The organism is Nocardioides panacihumi (genome assembly GCF_039530925.1).
GTDB lineage: Bacteria > Actinomycetota > Actinomycetes > Propionibacteriales > Nocardioidaceae > Nocardioides > Nocardioides panacihumi.
The window spans coordinates 645507-661822 of record NZ_BAAAPB010000002.1 but is presented as its reverse complement, the minus strand read 5'-3'; the positions used below and the strand labels follow the sequence as shown (position 1 = coordinate 661822).

Genomic DNA, 16316 nt, shown 5'->3' with positions numbered 1-16316 from the left:
CGTGGGCGTGACTGTGCACCCGACCAGCCCCCTGCGTCTCGCTGTGATCCCCGGAGACGGGATCGGCCCCGAGGTGACCGCCGAGGCGCTCAAGGTCCTCGAGGTCGCCTCCCCGGTGAAGTTCGAGCAGACCCGCTACGACCTCGGCGCCGAGCGCTACCTCGCGACCGGGGAGGTGCTGCCCGACTCGGTCCTCGCCGAGATCAAGGAGCACGACGCCATCCTGCTCGGCGCTGTCGGTGGCAAGCCCAACGACCCGAACCTGCCTCCGGGCATCCTCGAGCGCGGCCTGCTGCTCAAGCTGCGCTTCGAGCTCGACCACTACGTCAACCTGCGGCCGTCCAAGCTGTTCCCCGGGGCCGTCTCGCCGCTGTCCGACGCCGTCCTGGGCAAGGGCGAGATCGACTTCGTCGTCGTACGCGAGGGCACCGAGGGCCTCTACGTCGGCAACGGTGGCTCGATGCGCACCGGCACCCCCGCCGAGGTCGCGACCGAGGTCTCGCTCAACACGGCGTACGGCGTCGAGCGGGTCGTGCGCGACGCCTTCGAGCGTGCCCGGCGCCGTCGTCGCAAGCTCACCCTGGTCCACAAGACGAACGTGCTGGTCAACGCCGGGTCGCTGTGGTGGCGGATCACGCAGGATGTCGCCCGCGACTACCCGGACGTCGCGGTGGACTACCTGCACATCGACGCCGTCATGATCTTCATGGCGACCGACCCGGCGCGCTTCGACGTGATCGTCACCGACAACATCTTCGGCGACATCATCACCGACCTCGCCGCGGCGATCACCGGCGGCATCGGGCTGGCCGCGTCGGGCAACATCAACCCCGACCGGACCTACCCGTCGATGTTCGAGCCCGTGCACGGCTCGGCGCCCGACATCGCCGGGCAGCAGAAGGCCGATCCGACCGCCGCGATCCTGTCGGCGGCGCTGCTGCTCGACCACCTCGGTCACGCCGACGCGGCCGCGCGCATCGACGAGGTGGTGCTGGCCGATCTCTCCGAGCGCGACGGCTCCGGTCGTCGTACGGCCGAGATCGGCGACGCCATCGCCGCCCGACTCTGACGACTCCGACTGCTCCCGGGAGGACTAGCCTCATGGTCATGGACATCACCACTTCGCTCTCGGCCCACAAGGCCAGTGACGAGCGCCTTGCCGAGATCCTCGCGGACCCGGGGTTCGGCAACTACTTCACCGACCACATGCTCACGATCGAGTGGACGCCCGACCAGGGCTGGCACGCTGCCCGCGTCGAGCCGTACGGCCCGCTGTCCCTCGACCCCGCCACCGCCGTGCTCCACTACGCCCAGGAGACGTTCGAGGGCATGAAGGCCTACCGCCACGCGGACGGGTCGATCTGGTCCTTCCGCCCGGAGGCCAACGCCCAGCGGATGCTGCGCTCGAGCCATCGGCTCGCGCTGCCCGTGCTCGAGCCCGAGGACTTCGTGCAGGCCGTCGACGCGCTCGTCACGGCCGACGCGCGCTGGGTGCCGGAGGCGACCGAGGGCAACGAGAAGTCGCTCTACCTGCGGCCCTTCATGTTCGCGTCGGAGGCGTTCCTGGGTGTGCGGCCCTCGCAGCACGTGACGTTCATGGTCATCGCCTCGCCGGCCGGGTCCTACTTCAAGGGCGGCGTGAAGCCGGTCCGCATCTGGCTCACCGAGGAGTACACCCGTGCCGGCCGCGGCGGCATGGGCGCGGCCAAGACGGGCGGCAACTACGCCTCGTCGCTCGTCGCGCAGCAGGAGGCCTACGACCACGGCTGCGACCAGGTCGTCTTCCTCGACGCGGCGGAGGGCAAGTACGTCGAGGAGCTCGGCGGCATGAACCTCTACTTCGTGTACGCCGACGGCCACATCGTGACGCCGGCCCTGACCGGCACGATCCTCGAGGGGATCACCCGCGCCTCGATCATCGAGCTGGCCGGGAAGCTCGGCCACCAGGTGGAGGAGCGTCGCTTCTCGATCGAGGAGTGGAAGTCGGGCGTGGAGTCGGGCGAGATCGTCGAGGTGTTCGCCTGCGGCACCGCCGCCGTCGTCACCCCGGTCGGCGAGCTGGTCTGGGAGGGCGGCTCGGTCACCTCCCCGGCCGGCGAGGTCGGCGCGACGATCCGCAAGCAGCTCGTCGACATCCAGTTCGGCCGCGCCGACGACACCTTCGGCTGGCTCCACCGCATCCTCTGACCCGCGAGTCGGCGCATCCTCGCATCTGTAGAGGGCCGAGTCGGCGCATCCTCGCATCTGTAGAGGGCCGAGTCGGCGCATCCTCGCATCTGTAGAGGGCCGAGTCGGCGCATCCTCGCGCCGCGTCTGCCCGGCCCCCGCGCCGCGATGCGAGGACGCGCCGACTCGGCAGTTCTGAGGTGCCAGGACGCGCCGACTCGGCAGTTGTGAACTGCCAGGACGCGCCGACTCGGGCGCGCTGAGGTGCCAGGACGCGCCGACTCGGCGACGTGCCGGTTAATCTCATCAGGTGTCGACAGCCCCACGCGAGCGCGTGCCGAGACCGGACCCCGGGGACGGGACCCGGTCCATCGGCGACTACACGTTGCTGGCTCCGCTCGGCGAGGGCGGGATGGGCGTCGTGCACCTGGCCCGGCGCTCCGACGGTCAGCGGGTCGCGCTCAAGGTGCTGCGCCCGCACGTCGTCGGCGACGACGAGACCCGCGCCCGGCTGGCCCGCGAGGTCGGGTCGCTGCGGCGGGTCCGCAGCCGCTGGGTCGCCGAGATCATCGACGCCGACCCGTGGGCCCCGGTGCCCTACATCGCCACCCGCTACGTGCCCGGGCTGTCGCTGCACGACGAGGTCGCCCGGGAGGGCCCGGTGCGCGGTGACGACCTGGCCTGGCTGGCCCGGTGCCTGCTGGAGGGCATCGCGGCGGTCCACGAGGCCGGCGTCCTGCACCGCGACGTCAAGCCGTCGAACGTCCTCATGGAGGGCCGCACGCCGGTCCTCATCGACTTCGGTCTCGCCCGTGTCACCGACGACCCGAAGCTCACCCAGACCGGCTGGCTGCTCGGCACGCCGGGATACCTGGCGCCGGAGGTGCTGTACGGCGACGAGCCGACCCGCGCGGTCGACGTACACGCCTGGGCCGCCACGGTCGCCTACGCGGCCACCGGCCGGCCGCCGTACGGCCGAGGACCGTCGATGGCCGTCATGGACCGCGCCCGGCGGGGCGAGCACGACCTGACCGGCGTGCCCTCGCCGCTGCGCGAGGTGCTCGACGCGGCACTCAGCCCCGAGCCGGAGCGTCGACCGAGCGTCACCCGGCTGCTCGCGTGGCTGCGCGGGCAGGGGCCGGCCCCGGTTGGTCGCCCGGCCGCGAGGTCCGGCATGCCGGTGCCTCCGGTGCCGCCGCCGGTGCCGCAGCCGGTCGAGACGATGCCGATCTCGCTCTTCACCGAGGGCGCCGGCGAGGCGCTCGACGCCGAGACGCGACTCGAGACGCAGGTCGACACCCGGCTCGAACCCCTGCCCTGGGAGGCTCCCGCTGACGGGCCGGCGCGCCCGGGAGTCGGTGAGCGTGCGCGCAGGTTCACCTTGCTGCTGGGGAGCGCGGCCGCGGCCGCGGCCGGCCTGGCGGCGTACCCCTGTGCCGCCCTCGCCGTCCTGCTCGTCCTCGTCTGGCTGCTGCGCACGGGTTCGCTGGTGGCATCGGGCATGGGGGACAGGCGGAGGCTCCGCGGCGCCAAGTGGTACGACGGCCCGCGGCTCGTCCTCGGCGCCCCGTGGGACCTGCTCCGGTCCCTGCCCTCGACCGCGCTGCTGGGACTCTGGGCCTTCGGCCTCGCCGTCGCGGCGATGCTGCTCTGCTACGCCGTGGCGGCGCCGCTCGGTGTGACCTTGCCGATCGCCGGCGCGGTGCTGGTCGGCTCGCTGTGGTGCGGCCCCGGCGGCTCGCGGCTGCGCTCGCCGGTCACCCGCGCCGTACGGCCTCTCTCGCACGGCGTCCGGGGCTGGCTCATCACGATGTGCGTGATCGCCGCGCTCGCCGGGCTGCTCGGCGGACTGGCCGCCCGGGGCGCCGACTGGCTCCCGGCCGGTGGCCCGCCGTTCTCCGGCCTCGCCGGCTGAGGCGCGGACTGCCTCGCCCACGTGCCACGGTGCCGGTTCCGAACTGTCACCGTGACAGTTGGAGCGGTGGGTGACAGTTAGCAACTGTCACTTCACGCGCGAACTGTCACCGTGACAGTTCGGAGGCCGGCGCGCCCAGCCCACCGGCCTGACCGCATGCCAAGACCACAGGTCCACATCCCGGGCTCCGGTGGCATGATGAGCGGCATGCAGCAGGGCACGATCATTAGCTAGCGCGTCAGGACCCTGACGCGCCGACCTCTCGCACCCCGAGAGGTTTTTTTGTGCCCGCACGACCCAGGAGCAGGACTGATGAGCGACTTCCACGTCTACGACACCACGCTGCGTGACGGCGCGCAGCAGGAGGGGCTCAACCTCTCGGTGGCCGACAAGCTGGCGATCGCGCGCCAGCTCGACGCGCTGGGCGTGGGCTACATCGAGGGTGGCTGGCCGGGGGCGAACCCGAAGGACACCGAGTTCTTCCAGCGGGCCCGGACGGAGCTCAAGCTGGAGCACGCCCAGCTGGCGGCGTTCGGCGCCACACGCCGCGCCGGGCTCAAGGCGGCCGACGACCCGCTCATCGCCGCGCTGCGCGACTCCGGCGCGGGGGTCGTCACCCTCGTCGCCAAGTCGCACGACCGGCACGTGGAGCTCGCGCTGCGGACCACGCTCGAGGAGAACCTCGCGATGATCCGCGACACCGTCACCCACCTGCGGGCGGAGGGGCAGCGGGTCTTCCTGGATGCCGAGCACTTCTTCGACGGCTACCGGGCCAACCGCGCCTACGCGCTGGAGGTGCTCCGCACGGCCACCGAGGCGGGCGCCGACGTCGTCGCGCTCTGCGACACCAACGGCGGCATGCTGCCGACGTGGGTCGCCGACGTCGTGCACGACGTGGTCGAGGCGACCGGCGCCAAGGTCGGCATCCACTGCCACAACGACACCGGCTGCGCCGTCGCCAACAGCCTCGCCGCGGTCGACGCCGGCGCGACCCACGTCCAGGGCACCGTCAACGGGTACGGCGAGCGCACCGGCAACGCCGACCTGATCGCGGTCGTCGCCAACCTGGAGCTCAAGCTGGGTCGGTCGGTGCTGCCGGACGGCTCGCTGCGCGAGGCGACCCGCACGGCGCACGCGATCGCGGACGTGACCAACGTGCCGCCCGCCTCCCGCCAGCCGTACGTCGGCTCGTCGGCGTTCGCCCACAAGGCCGGCCTGCACGCCAGCGCCATCAAGGTCGACCCCGACCTCTACCAGCACATGGACCCCCTCGGGGTCGGCAACGACATGAGGCTGCTGGTCTCTGACATGGCCGGGCGCGCCTCGATCGAGCTGAAGGGCCGCGAGCTCGGCTTCGAGCTGGACGCCGCCCTGGCCAGGCGCGTGACGGACCGGGTGAAGGAGCTCGAGTCTCGGGGCTACACCTTCGAGGCCGCGGACGCGTCCTTCGAGCTGCTGCTCCTCGAGGAGGTCGAGGGTGCCCGGCCGTCGTACTTCGACGTCGAGTCCTGGCGCGTCATCAGCGACCACGCCGGTCTGACCGAGGCGACGGTGAAGATCGTCGCGGACGGCGTCCGCTTCGTCGTGACGGATGAGGGCAACGGTCCCGTCAACGCGCTCGACCGGGCGCTGCGGGCCGCGATCGAGCAGGCCTTCCCGGAGGTGCAGCAGTTCGAGCTGACCGACTACAAGGTGCGCCTCTTCGACGAGGGTCACGGCACCAACGCCAAGACGCGCGTGCTGATCGAGACCTCCGACAGCGACGGCTCGTGGGTGACCGTCGGCGTCGGGGAGAACGTCATCGAGGCCTCCTGGGAGGCGCTGGTCGACGGCCTGACCTTCGGGCTGCGTCGGCACCGCTGAGCGGATCCGGCCGAGGCTCGAGCGTGTCGGCCACCCAGGGGTGGTCGTGACACTCGAGGCTCTGCCAGCCTGGGCGCGTGAGACTCGCGCCGACGTACCCCATCGAGACCGAGCGGCTCCTGCTGCGCCCGCTCAGCCCGGACGACGTGGACGCGGTCCACGCCTACCAGTCGCTGGACGAGGTGTGCGCCTACCTGCCGTACGAGCCCCGCAGTCGTGACGAGGTCGAGAAGCGCCTCCACGACCCGGACTTCACCCGCCGCGAGCTCGACGCGGAGAAGCAGGTCCTCCTCCTCGGGATCGAGCTCAAGGAGACCGGGCAGGTCATCGGCGACGTGCTCCTCATGTGGCACAGCGAGCTGCACCGGGCGGGCGAGCTGGGATACGAGCTGCACCCCGACCACTGGGGGCGCGGCTACGCCCCGGAGGCCTGTCGCGAGGTGCTCCGGCTGGCTTTCGACGAGCTCGGCCTGCACCGCATGACCGGCCGCATCGACGCCCTCAACACCGCCTCCGCCTCCGTGCTGCGCAAGCTCGGCATGCGCCAGGAGGCGGTGCTCGTCGAGAACGAGTGGTTCCGGGGCCGCTGGAGCGACGAGGTCGACTTCGCGATCCTCGACAGGGAGTGGCAGGCCTACCGCTCGGGCGCGAACACCTCGCGGTAGGCCGCGTCGAGCGTCGCCGTGTCCAGCGAGGTGACGACCGCGTCGTCGCCGTCGCCCTCGCGCGTCAGCCGTCCGGGCTCGCCCGTCAGCGCCACCGACCATCGCCCGGTCCTCGTCCCGCCCGCGTCGGGGTGGGTGAAGTACGCCGCCGTCGCGAGGTCCCAGAAGCGGGGCGGCGGGGCGGCGGTGAGCACACCGATGCCACCCACGACCGGCTGCCGCATGCCGGCGGGCGAGCCGTCGGGCACGACCTCGTTGGGGACGATGGTCATCGGCACCGGGCCGGCGAGCACGGCGGCGAGGGCGTCCGGGTCGGCGGCGGCGTTCCACTCGCCCGCGGTCGCGTCCTGCGGCGGCCCGGCCGCGACGCCCGTCATGGCGACGATGCGGTCGATGCGTGAGTACGCCGTCGGGTCGCTCCGCAGCAACGCGGCCAGCTCGGTCGCCGGGGCGAGCTCGACGACCTGGAGCCCGGGGTGGGTCTTCGCCAGCCGTCCGATCAGCGCCGCCGGAGGGGTCGGGTCGGTCTTCGTCCAAATCTCGTCGTCGCGCTGCAGTCCGCTGTCGCTGGCGGCGGTCACGGACCAGTCGGCAGGGAAGGGGACGCCGTGCGGACCGCGGGCCGTGGTGCCGCACGAGATCGGGACCGGATCGGCGCGCACCGCGACCATGAGGTCGTGGGCGATGTCGACGCCGGCGGGGCACCACACCATGCCGGTGGCGGGCACCGTCACGGCCAGCACCCGGACGCCGGGGTGGCGGAGCAGGTAGGCGAGCGCCACCAGGTCGTCCGGCGCGAGGTCGGTGTCGACCACGACGTCGACCGCGTCGTGGTGCTTCGCGGCCGGCACGGACAGCTGTCCGGGGGGCATCACCTCGCCGTCGTCGTCGTACGCCGCCGTGCACGCGGACGCGCACCCGCACGCCAGGAGTGCGACCGCCGTCGCGAACGCCGCCAGCGCCCTCATGAGGGGTACACCACGAACTGCGCGACGATCGCGATGACCGCGACCCCGGCCCCGCCGATGGCGAGCCGCCGGCGGACCGGTGACGGGAAGGCGAGCGCGACGACCATGACGGCGAGCGCGACCAGCCACAGGTCGTGCCACCAGGCCAAGGACGGTGAGACGACCAGTCGCTCCCAGTGCGCCTGGTACTGGCCGGGCACCGACAGCAGCCAGGCGGCCGGCAGACGGTTGGGGTCGACGTCCGGACCGAGGTCGACGTAGACCGGCTGCGACTGGAAGACGGAGAACGGAGCCAGCCACGAGGCCTGGTAGAGCCAGTACGCCGCCGTCACGGCGTACCACCCGAGGAACAGCGTCAGGACCGCGGTGGCGCGGTGCCGGAAGCGACGTCCCGCCGCCGCCCCCGTCGCCACGGCCAGGAGCCCGGTCGCCATCGGCTGCAGGATCTCGGGGGCGGTCGGGTACGCGTGCAGCGTGCGGCCTGGCTCGTCGCCCAGGTCGAGACCCCCGTTCGACCAGACGTAGGCGACGAGCCAGGCGATCGAGAGGGCGGTCAGCCCGAGGAGCGGTACGGCGGCCAGGAGCCGCGACACGCCCCGACTGACCTCGCCGACGGGAGTGCCGGGCGCGAGCCCCGCCCGCTCGCGGTGGAAGGCCAGTGCCACGAGGATCGCGGTGGCGAGGTGGAGACCGCTCGACGGGTAGAACCCGCTGAGGTACTGCTCGCCGTGCCACTCGGTGTCACGGGTGAAGCTCCACGCCAGGAAGCCGGTCACCAGCACACCGAGCACCAGCCAGGGGCTGCGCAGCATCCGCCGGGCCTCCTGCCAGGTGAGCGCGAGCAGCAGCGGGGCGGGACGGCTGCGACCGGCCGCGCGGCCGACGCTCACGACGTCCGTGGTCATCGGCTCCTCCCGGTGGTGACGGCGGTCCCCAGCGCGAGTACGGCGGCGACGGTGACCTGCCACGGATGCGTCCACCACCAGGCCGTGGCGTCACCGAGCGCGCCGAGCCGGTCCTGGAGGGCGAGGCCCACCATCACCCAGCACACGGGCACCGCCGAGGCGACCAGCACGCGACGTTCCGGCAGCCAGCTGGCGACGGCCAGGCCGGTCAGGCCCAGGGCGATGGTGGCGGCCCCGGCACCGGGTCCGGGGGTCAGCCTCGCGACCCCCAGCGTCACCGGCACGACCACCAGGGCGACGAGTGCCGCCCGGAGCAGCCGGCGCGCCGGCACGGAGGTCGGCAGCGGGCGGAGAAGCTCGTCGGCGGGGTCGCGCAGGGTGGCCGTCGCGGCGGCCGCGAGCGTGCCCGCGACGACGATCGGCAGCACGGTCGTGCGCGCTGAGAGCGAGCCGGCCGCCCAGGCGGCCAGCAGGCCGGTCGCCGCGACGGCGACGACCGGCGACCAGGGCATCGCCTGGGCGGTCGGACGCAGCGTCAGGCGCGCGACGAGCAGCCCACTCATCGTCCGGACCTCACGGCGAGGAAGTAGCCGTCGTCGAGCGTGGCGGGGCTGGGGGCGACACCGGCGGGCAGGTCCCCGAGGTTGCGGAAGGCGCCGTCCGCCGTCATCCACGAGCGGGTCGCCCGGGGATCCGCGATCGGGCTCTCCCAGACGCGGCCCTCGGCGAGGCCGCGCAGCTCGGCCGGCGTACCTTCGAAGCGCACCGAGCCCGCGGTCACCACGACGACCCGCTGGCAGAGGGCGGCGACCTCGGCCGTGTTGTGGGTCGAGAGCACGACGGTGCCGCGCGTCGCGGTGTCCGCGAGGAGCGAGCGGAGCTCGAGGCGCTGCTCGGGATCGAGCCCGGTGGCGGGCTCGTCGAGGACGAGCAGGTCGGGGGAGCCGAGGAGGGCCGCGGCCAGGGCGACGCGCTGACGCATGCCGCCCGACAGCGCCCGGATCCTGCTGTTGCGACGGTCGCCGAGCCCGACCAGGTCGAGCACGCGCGTGCACTCCTGGGCACGGCGGTCGCGGTCGGTGTGCTCCTTGAGGACGGCGACGTAGTCGACGAGCTCCAGCGCGGTGAACGAGCCGTAGAGCGCCGGTGCCTGTGGCAGGTAGCCCAGGCGACGGCGGAGCTCGAGCCGCTCGTCCGGCCGGGCCGGGTCGAGACCGAGGAGCCGCAGGCTCCCGGCGTCGGGCGCCAGCACCGTCGCCAGCATCCGCAACAGGGTCGTCTTGCCCGCGCCGTTGGGGCCGAGCAGTCCGACGACGCCGCCGTCGAGGGCCAGGTCGATGCCGTCCACCGCGGTGGTGCGGCCGAAGCGCTTGGTCAGGGCCGACAGCTCCACGGAGCGAGCGGCGATGTGGAGCTGGGTCACAGGAACCTCCGGTAGGACAGGCGCTCGCGGCGCCCGACGAAGAGGGCGATGGCGAGGACCGCGACGAGGAGCGAGAGCAGCTGGGTGGGCGCGCCGGCGACCGCCGACGCGACCAGGGCGGTGCCCTCGCGGAAGGCAGCAACGGAGACACCGAGGGCCCAGGACGAGCCGAGCGCGGCCGTGACGAGCGTGGGGTCGAGCCTCGTCGTGCCGGACACGAGGACGAGCGCGGACAGGGCCAGGCCCGGCAGCAGCCACGCGACCGCACCGGTCGCCGGGATCCCGAGCGCCAGGGCACCGCACACGCCAACGGGGACGGAGACGGCCGCGACGAGCAGCGCGCGGCGGGTGACGAGGCGGATGCCGGCCAGCGGCACGGCGAGCGCGAGCTCGCCGGCGGGGTCGGTCTCGCGGCGGTAGCACAGGGCGACGGCCACCATCGGGGCGAGCGGCGCGCCCGCCAGGAGGGCCGCCTCGACGCTGCGGCCGGAGGCCGACGCCACGACGAGTGGCACGGCGATCAGCAGGACGATGGCGAGCATGAGCGCGGCGAGCAGCGGCCGGCTCGAGACGCCGAGGCGGAGCACGGTGCCCTGGTGCAGGTGGGCGCCGCGTGCGTCGATGCGGTCGTCGATCAGCTGCCAGCGGCGCTGCGAGTCGGCGACCGTGCCCTCGGCGGACATGCTCGCCAGGGCGCGTCGGCACTCGGCGCACTTGAGCAGATGGGTGTCGAGCGAGGCCGCGACGGCAGGGGTCGCGCTTCCGCCGCGATACGTGAGCAGATCCTCGTCGGAGGCGTGCCAGGCGGTCACAGCAGTGCTCCTCTCAGCTCGGCGCGGGCGCGGCTCATCCGGCTCTTCACGGTGCCGTTCGGGATCCCGAGGAGCGCGGCGGCCTCGCGGGTCGAGAGACCGTCGAGGACGGTCGCCTGCACGACGGCGCGCAGCTCGGGGGAGAGGCGCTGGAAGGCGGCGCCGACGTCGCTGTTCTCGATCCTGGTCAACACCAGCTCCTCCGGGGTCGTCGACTCCTCCGGGCGGAGGCGCACCAGTCGCTCCACGACGTTGCGGCGCGGGCGCAGCGCGTGGAGCAGCGCACGGATCGCGATGCCCCACAGCCAGGCCGCGATCTCGCCGTCGCCCCGCCAGGCGCGCGGCCGGCGCCAGACGGCGAGGAACGTCTCCGAGATCGCCTCGTCGACGAGTGACACGTCGGCGCAGCGCCCGGACAGGCGCGCGGCCAGCCAGGGCTCGTGGCGCCGGAACAGCTCCTGGAGCGCTTCGCGGTCGCCGTCGGCGACGGCGCGCAGCAGCTCCACGTCGGTGGGTTCTCCACCGACGTACGAGCGGGCCTCGTCACTCATCACACATCCCTGTGCCGGCGACCGTGCCGATCGGTTCGCCACCCGTCTGGATTGTGTCAGCAGGATGCCGCCCGCGGGGTGGTCGCGCTCGCCGCGGGCGCTCGCTAGCGTGGCGAGCGTGAACGACCTCCACGACCTGTCAGCGCTGGAGCAGGGTGAGCTCGTCCGCCGGTGCGAGGTGTCGCCCGGCGAGCTGGCCGAGCACTACCTGCAGCGGATCGAGAAGCTCGACGACGTCGGTGCGTTCGTGACGATCGCGGAGGAGCGGATCTCGACCTGCGCCCGCTCGCTGGCGGTCAAGCCGGTGGGGGAGTCGCCGCTGTTCGGCGTGCCGACCGCGATCAAGGACCTCAACCTGACCGCCGGGATCCGTACGACGTTCGGGTCCGCGGCGTTCGAGGACTTCATGCCGGACATCTCCGACAACGTGGCGCTGTCGATCGAGGCGGCCGGCATGATCTCCCTCGGGAAGACCAACACACCCGAGTTCGGCTCGCCCTGCTACACCGAGCCCGACGTCGCGCCGCCGGCCGTCACCCCATGGGACCGCACCCGGGGCGCAGGCGGCTCGTCGGGCGGCGCCGCGGCCGCCGTCGCCGCTGGGCTGGTGCCCGTCGCACAGGGCTCGGACGGCGGCGGGTCGATCCGGATCCCGGCCTCGTGCTGCGGCATCGTCGGCATCAAGCCGTCGCGTGGGGTGATCTCCGGCTCCCCGATGTACGGCGACCCGGTCGGCCTCGGGACCTCCGGACCGCTCGCCCGGTCGGTGCGGGACGCGGCCGCGCTCCTCGACGTGCTCGCCGGCCGACGGGTCGGGGACCCGTTCTGGGCCGAGACCGGCTCCTACCTCGAGGCGTGCGACCGGCCGGTCGGACGTCTGCGGATCGCACGGTTCATCGAGCCGGTCATCGTCGAGGTCCCGGTCGACCCGGAGGTGGAGCGGGCCTGGTCGGACGCCTCGGCGCTGCTCGAGTCGCTCGGGCACGAGATCGTCGACGTCCCCGTGCCGCTGCCGCCCGAGGCGGTGCCGACCTTCGAGACCTGCTGGGCGGTCCTCACCGCGCTGTCGGTCGTCCCGCCGGAGCGCGAGCACCTGCTGCGGCCGCTCACCCGGTGGCTGACCGAACGCGGCCGTGCGGTGTCGGGGCCGGAGTTCGGCCTCGCCATCGGTGCGATGCGGCGCTACGCGGCGCAGGCGCTGGCCGCCCTGGCGCCGTACGACGCCGTGCTGACGCCGACGCTCGCCGTGCCGCCGCTGCCCGTGGGCGCGATCCGGGACGACGCCGACCCCGCGCGAGACTTCGACAACCAGAAGCGGTTCACGCCCTGGACGTCCGCGTGGAACGTCACCGGCATGCCGGCCGTCTCGCTGCCTCTGCACTGGACGGACTCCGGGCTGCCCGTCGGGGTCATGCTGGCCGCGCGGCCGGCCGAGGACGAGCTGCTGCTCTCGCTGTCGGCCCAGGTGGAGGACGCCGTCGGCGGGTTCACGCGCCGACCGCCGGGGTGGTGAGCCCGGCGCTCAGTCGTCGCCGATCCCGCGGGCGTGCAGCGCGTCGCCCGTCTCGTGCGCCCGCGCGACGACCCTGATGACGAACGGCGTCAGGTAGGCCCGGGGTGTGCGCAGGCCGCGGGCGCGGGCGGCGTCGCGGGTCTCGAGCGCCAGGGTGAGTGTGGCCGGCAGGGACTGGATCGCGAGCCCCACCGTGAGGGCCACCCGCTCGGGGTCGACCCCGAGCCGGCGCAGCGGTGTGATCCAGCGGACGAACGCGTCGAGCATGTCCGTCACGGCCGTGGTGTGGCTCAGCGTCAGACCGAGCAGGCCGAGTGTGAGCAGGTCGAGCAACGACTCGACGGCACGCGCGAGCCCGGACGACCACCACTGCAGTGCGGCCACCGCGAGCGCGAGCAGCAGGAGGGACCGCAGCGCGCGCAGCACCCGGAGCAGCGGGATCCGCGCGATGGCCGCGAGGGCGAGCCCGCCCAGCAGGAAGGCGACCGCCGACGCCGGTCCGCGTACGACGACCAGTGCGATGCTCGCGACGACGAGACCGAGCAGCTTCGGGCCCACCGGCGCGCGGTGGAGCAGCGAGTCGCCGGGCCGGTAGACGCCCAGCCCGTCCAGGTAGCTCATCGCTCCCGCGAACCCTCCGCGATCGACCCGACGTAGTCGGCGACCGCCTCAGCGGCCGGCCCGTCGTACCGGATCCGGGCGTCCTCGACGACGAGCACCCGGTCGCAGCGCGCGGCGAGGTCGAGGTCGTGGGTGACGAGGACGAGCTGCTGGGGGAGGGACAGGAGCAGGTCGCCCGTGCGGCGGGTGTTGGCCAGGTCGAGCAGCGTGGTCGGCTCGTCGGCGACCAGCACGTCGGGCTCGACGGCGAGCACCCCGGCGAGGGCGAGCAGCTGGCGCTGGCCGCCGGAGAGTGCGTGCACGCTGACGTCGGCGCGGTCCTCGAGCCCGTAGCGGGCGAGCGTGGCGAGGGCGGCCGCTCGCCGTTCGGTGCGGTCGCGGATCCGCTCGCGCAACGAGAGCTCCACGTCCTCCACGCACGTCGGCATGACCAGCTGTGCGGAGGGGTCGGTGAAGCAGAAGCCGACCGTACGGCGCACGAGCGCGCCCTGCCGCACCGTGTCGAGCCCGTCCACGAGGACGTGCCCGACCGACGGCTCGACGAGGCCGTTGATCAGGCGCGCGAGCGTCGACTTGCCGGACCCGTTGCCGCCGATGACCGCGATGCGTCGCTCACGCAGGACGAGGTCGGTGGGCGCCAGGATCGTCCGCTCACCGACGGTGACCCCGGCGCCCTCGAACCTGATCTCAGCCACGGCGTCCCAGCAGCTGGGGGAACGCGCGGTGCACCTCGGCGGCGACGATCGCCGCGACGGCGGCCTTGACGAGGTCGCCGACCCAGAACGGCGCGTCGAACGAGGCGGCCTTCGCCCACGACACGTCGAGCGCGAGGTGGAGCCCGGTGATGCCGGCGGCGTGGTTGACGAGGACGGCAGCCACCGCCGGCACGAACAGGAACAGTGCGCGGGTGCGGTTCGCGCCCACCAGCACGGCCCCGAGGCCGGCCACCGCGGCCAGGAACGGGAAGCTGTAGAGGTAGCCGGCCGTCGGCCCCGTGAACACGGCCGCGCCGGAGGTGTGCTCGGCGAAGACGGGCAGGCCGATCAGGCCGAGCAGGAGGTAGAGCGATGCCGCGAGGAAACCGCGGACCGGCCCGAGGACCAGCCCGGCGAGGATCAGCGCGAAGGTCTGCAGCGTGATCGGCACGCCGGCGCCGCCGACGGGGATGGCCGCGGTGTACGCCGCCGCGGCGATGAGCGCCGCGAAGACGGCGATGAGCGCGAGGTCGGTGGTCGTGAAGCGGCGCCGCGCGACAGGGGCGCTGGTGGTCGTCGGCGTCTGGGTGGCGGTCATGAGGGGCTCCTGGTCGGGACCTGAACGATGGTCAGGTGAACGGCGTTCAGGTTAAGGTGGGCGCGCTCGTCGGGTCAACGTGTCTCACCATGGGAAGTAGGTCACATGCGCTATCGCCGCGACGACGTCGTCGCCCGGGCCGTCGACGTGCTCGACCGCTACGGTCTGGCCGACCTCACCATGCGGCGCCTCGGCGCCGAGCTCGGCGTGCAGCCGAGCGCGCTCTACCACCACTTCCCGAGCAAGCAGGCGCTCCTCGCGGCCGTGGCCGACGAGATGCTGGCGCGCAGCATCTGGCCGGACGGCGGCCCCTGGGAGGAGCGGGCGACGGGCGTCTGCTCGGTGCTGCGTGACTCGTTGCTCGCCTACCGCGACGGCGCGGAGGTGGTCGCCACCGTGTGGTCGTTCGGCCTCGGCGCCGCCCATCCCTACGAGGCCCTCGTCGGCGCGCTGACCGAGGCCGGACTCGGTGAGCTGGCGCCTGTCGCCGCGCGCACGCTCCTGCACTTCGTCTACGGGCACGCGGTCGACGAGCAGACGCACCTGCAGGCGGCGTCCGTCGGCGCGATCGACGACGAGCCGCGCGAGTCGTCGGACTTCGAGACCGGGCTGGGCCTGGTCATGGCCGGGATCCAGCTGGCCGTCGCTGTGCGTCGGGCCTGACGTACACGGGTACACCGAAGTCCTCCTCGGGCGCGTCAGCCGAGCGTCGCGTCTGCGGGTGACGCCGACTTCGGTGTACCCCTGTACGTCAGCAGGCGATCACACTCGGCGATCAGCCGGTGTCGGATCACCTGGCCCCGCTCGGCGAAGCCGCGCTGCAGGTCGGCGTAGACCCGCTTGCCCTCAGGAGTCTCCACCCGGACCGGCGTCCACTCCTCGCCCGTGGGGTCGAGCCGCACCCCCGTCATGTCGTACGGCGCCGCCCGCATGTCCAGGACCCGGATGTCCCAGGCCAGCTCGAAGGCGTCGGCGACGAGGTCGGAGCAGATCATCGGCGTGAGCCGGAAGGCGTGCTTGTAGAGGTCCATCCCGCCGTGGAGGCAGCCCGGCTGCTCGAACTCGGGCCGGTCGTCGGCCGCCGGCGACAGCGCGTTGAGGGGCACGGCATCCGGGGTGAAGAAGCGGAAGGCGTCGAAGTGGGAGCACGCGATCCGATGCGACTCCACGACGGTGTCGGTGGCGGCCGCGCCGAGGCGCAGCGGCTGCGGGTGACGGGTCCCGCCCACGGACCCGGCGCGGTAGACCATCGCCCACTCGTGCATCCCGAAGCAGCCCAGGTGGGCCGGACGGGCGGCGGTCGCGCGCAGCAGTCGCAGCAGCGTCTCGACCAGCACGCGCTGGGAGGCGACGTGGTCGGCCGTCACGGAGGCCGGCGATCCGGCGTACCCCTTGAGCGAGGAGTAGGACGGCGCGTCGCTCAGGCCGACGCCGGCGCCCGGGTGCCACCGCATCAGCTGGGCCGGCCGCTGCGAGTAGTAGCCGAACAGGAAGTCGTGGACCGGGTGCTTCATGCCGGCCTCGCGGCGGGCCAGGTGCGGGTCGACGTACGGCGCGAGGCGGGCGCGGTGTGACGCGGCCCGCGCCTCCCACTGATCCCGCGACAGCACCTCCACGGCCC

General features: G+C 73.4%; 17 protein-coding genes. 7 read left to right on the top strand and 10 right to left on the bottom strand.

All coding sequences use genetic code 11. The annotated features are described in order from the left end of the window. Positions 1 to 13 precede the first annotated feature (13 nt). From ABD205_RS12355 to ABD205_RS12335, 5 genes are all read left to right on the top strand, one after another. Entirely contained in the window at positions 14 to 1069 is a 1056-nt protein-coding gene (locus ABD205_RS12355; RefSeq protein WP_425573053.1) for a 3-isopropylmalate dehydrogenase, read from the top strand. A 32-nt stretch (positions 1070 to 1101) separates the two neighbouring features. Beyond that, on the top strand, positions 1102 to 2187 hold the full coding sequence (locus tag ABD205_RS12350; RefSeq protein ID WP_425572920.1) for a branched-chain amino acid aminotransferase: 1086 nt from the start codon (positions 1102 to 1104) through the stop codon (positions 2185 to 2187). A 289-nt stretch (positions 2188 to 2476) separates the two neighbouring features. Next, the gene (locus tag ABD205_RS12345) at positions 2477 to 4081 is read left to right on the top strand and encodes a serine/threonine-protein kinase (protein WP_344045135.1); all 1605 of its coding nucleotides are present in this window, start codon (positions 2477 to 2479) and stop codon (positions 4079 to 4081) included. A gap of 312 nt (positions 4082 to 4393) precedes the next feature. Next, a complete protein-coding gene (gene cimA / locus ABD205_RS12340) occupies positions 4394 to 5944 on the top strand; it encodes a citramalate synthase (protein ID WP_344045134.1) in 1551 nt (516 codons plus the stop codon). A 77-nt stretch (positions 5945 to 6021) separates the two neighbouring features. Beyond that, entirely contained in the window at positions 6022 to 6609 is a 588-nt protein-coding gene (locus tag ABD205_RS12335) for a GNAT family N-acetyltransferase (RefSeq protein WP_344045133.1), read from the top strand. Here the strand turns inward: ABD205_RS12335 and ABD205_RS12330 are convergent. Genes ABD205_RS12330 through ABD205_RS12305 form a run of 6 tightly spaced genes read right to left on the bottom strand, consistent with a single transcriptional unit; the run spans position 6579 to position 11268 of the window. After that, positions 6579 to 7577, bottom strand: a complete 999-nt coding sequence (locus ABD205_RS12330; protein ID WP_344045132.1) for a nucleoside hydrolase — start codon at positions 7575 to 7577, stop codon at positions 6579 to 6581. The genes ABD205_RS12335 and ABD205_RS12330 overlap by 31 nt on opposite strands. Beyond that, positions 7574 to 8482, bottom strand: coding sequence for a hypothetical protein (locus tag ABD205_RS12325; RefSeq protein ID WP_344045131.1), 909 nt, complete (start codon positions 8480 to 8482; stop codon positions 7574 to 7576). The genes ABD205_RS12330 and ABD205_RS12325 overlap by 4 nt, the downstream gene beginning before the upstream one ends. Next, the gene (locus ABD205_RS12320) at positions 8479 to 9045 is read right to left on the bottom strand and encodes a hypothetical protein (RefSeq protein WP_344045130.1); all 567 of its coding nucleotides are present in this window, start codon (positions 9043 to 9045) and stop codon (positions 8479 to 8481) included. The genes ABD205_RS12325 and ABD205_RS12320 overlap by 4 nt, the downstream gene beginning before the upstream one ends. Continuing rightward, positions 9042 to 9905 carry an ABC transporter ATP-binding protein gene (locus ABD205_RS12315; protein ID WP_344045129.1) on the bottom strand — a complete coding sequence of 288 codons (864 nt, stop codon included), beginning with the start codon at positions 9903 to 9905 and terminating at the stop codon, positions 9042 to 9044. The genes ABD205_RS12320 and ABD205_RS12315 overlap by 4 nt, the downstream gene beginning before the upstream one ends. Continuing rightward, positions 9902 to 10717, bottom strand: a complete 816-nt coding sequence (locus ABD205_RS12310; protein WP_344045128.1) for a cupin domain-containing protein — start codon at positions 10715 to 10717, stop codon at positions 9902 to 9904. The genes ABD205_RS12315 and ABD205_RS12310 overlap by 4 nt, the downstream gene beginning before the upstream one ends. Next, entirely contained in the window at positions 10714 to 11268 is a 555-nt protein-coding gene (locus tag ABD205_RS12305) for an RNA polymerase sigma factor (protein ID WP_344045127.1), read from the bottom strand. Before ABD205_RS12305 ends, ABD205_RS12310 begins: the two co-directional genes overlap by 4 nt. Positions 11269 to 11386: 118 nt before the next feature. On the opposite strand from ABD205_RS12305, the gene ABD205_RS12300 reads away from it, so the two are divergent. After that, complete coding sequence (locus ABD205_RS12300) at positions 11387 to 12781, top strand: amidase (protein WP_344045126.1); 1395 nt, start codon at positions 11387 to 11389, stop codon at positions 12779 to 12781. A gap of 9 nt (positions 12782 to 12790) precedes the next feature. Here the strand turns inward: ABD205_RS12300 and ABD205_RS12295 are convergent, their stop codons facing one another. The 3 genes from ABD205_RS12295 to ABD205_RS12285 are packed head-to-tail and all read right to left on the bottom strand — an operon-like array spanning position 12791 to position 14695. Beyond that, positions 12791 to 13402 (bottom strand): energy-coupling factor transporter transmembrane component T family protein, encoded by a 612-nt coding sequence (locus tag ABD205_RS12295; RefSeq protein WP_344045125.1) that lies wholly within the window; start codon positions 13400 to 13402, stop codon positions 12791 to 12793. Next, entirely contained in the window at positions 13399 to 14097 is a 699-nt protein-coding gene (locus tag ABD205_RS12290; RefSeq protein ID WP_344045124.1) for an energy-coupling factor ABC transporter ATP-binding protein, read from the bottom strand. Before ABD205_RS12290 ends, ABD205_RS12295 begins: the two co-directional genes overlap by 4 nt. After that, complete coding sequence (locus ABD205_RS12285; protein WP_344045123.1) at positions 14090 to 14695, bottom strand: biotin transporter BioY; 606 nt, start codon at positions 14693 to 14695, stop codon at positions 14090 to 14092. The genes ABD205_RS12290 and ABD205_RS12285 overlap by 8 nt, the downstream gene beginning before the upstream one ends. A gap of 105 nt (positions 14696 to 14800) precedes the next feature. On the opposite strand from ABD205_RS12285, the gene ABD205_RS12280 reads away from it, so the two are divergent. After that, positions 14801 to 15358 (top strand): TetR/AcrR family transcriptional regulator C-terminal domain-containing protein, encoded by a 558-nt coding sequence (locus ABD205_RS12280; RefSeq protein ID WP_344045122.1) that lies wholly within the window; start codon positions 14801 to 14803, stop codon positions 15356 to 15358. A gap of 35 nt (positions 15359 to 15393) precedes the next feature. Here the strand turns inward: ABD205_RS12280 and ABD205_RS12275 are convergent, their stop codons facing one another. Continuing rightward, entirely contained in the window at positions 15394 to 16311 is a 918-nt protein-coding gene (locus ABD205_RS12275; RefSeq protein WP_344045121.1) for a 3-methyladenine DNA glycosylase, read from the bottom strand. Positions 16312 to 16316 lie beyond the last annotated feature (5 nt).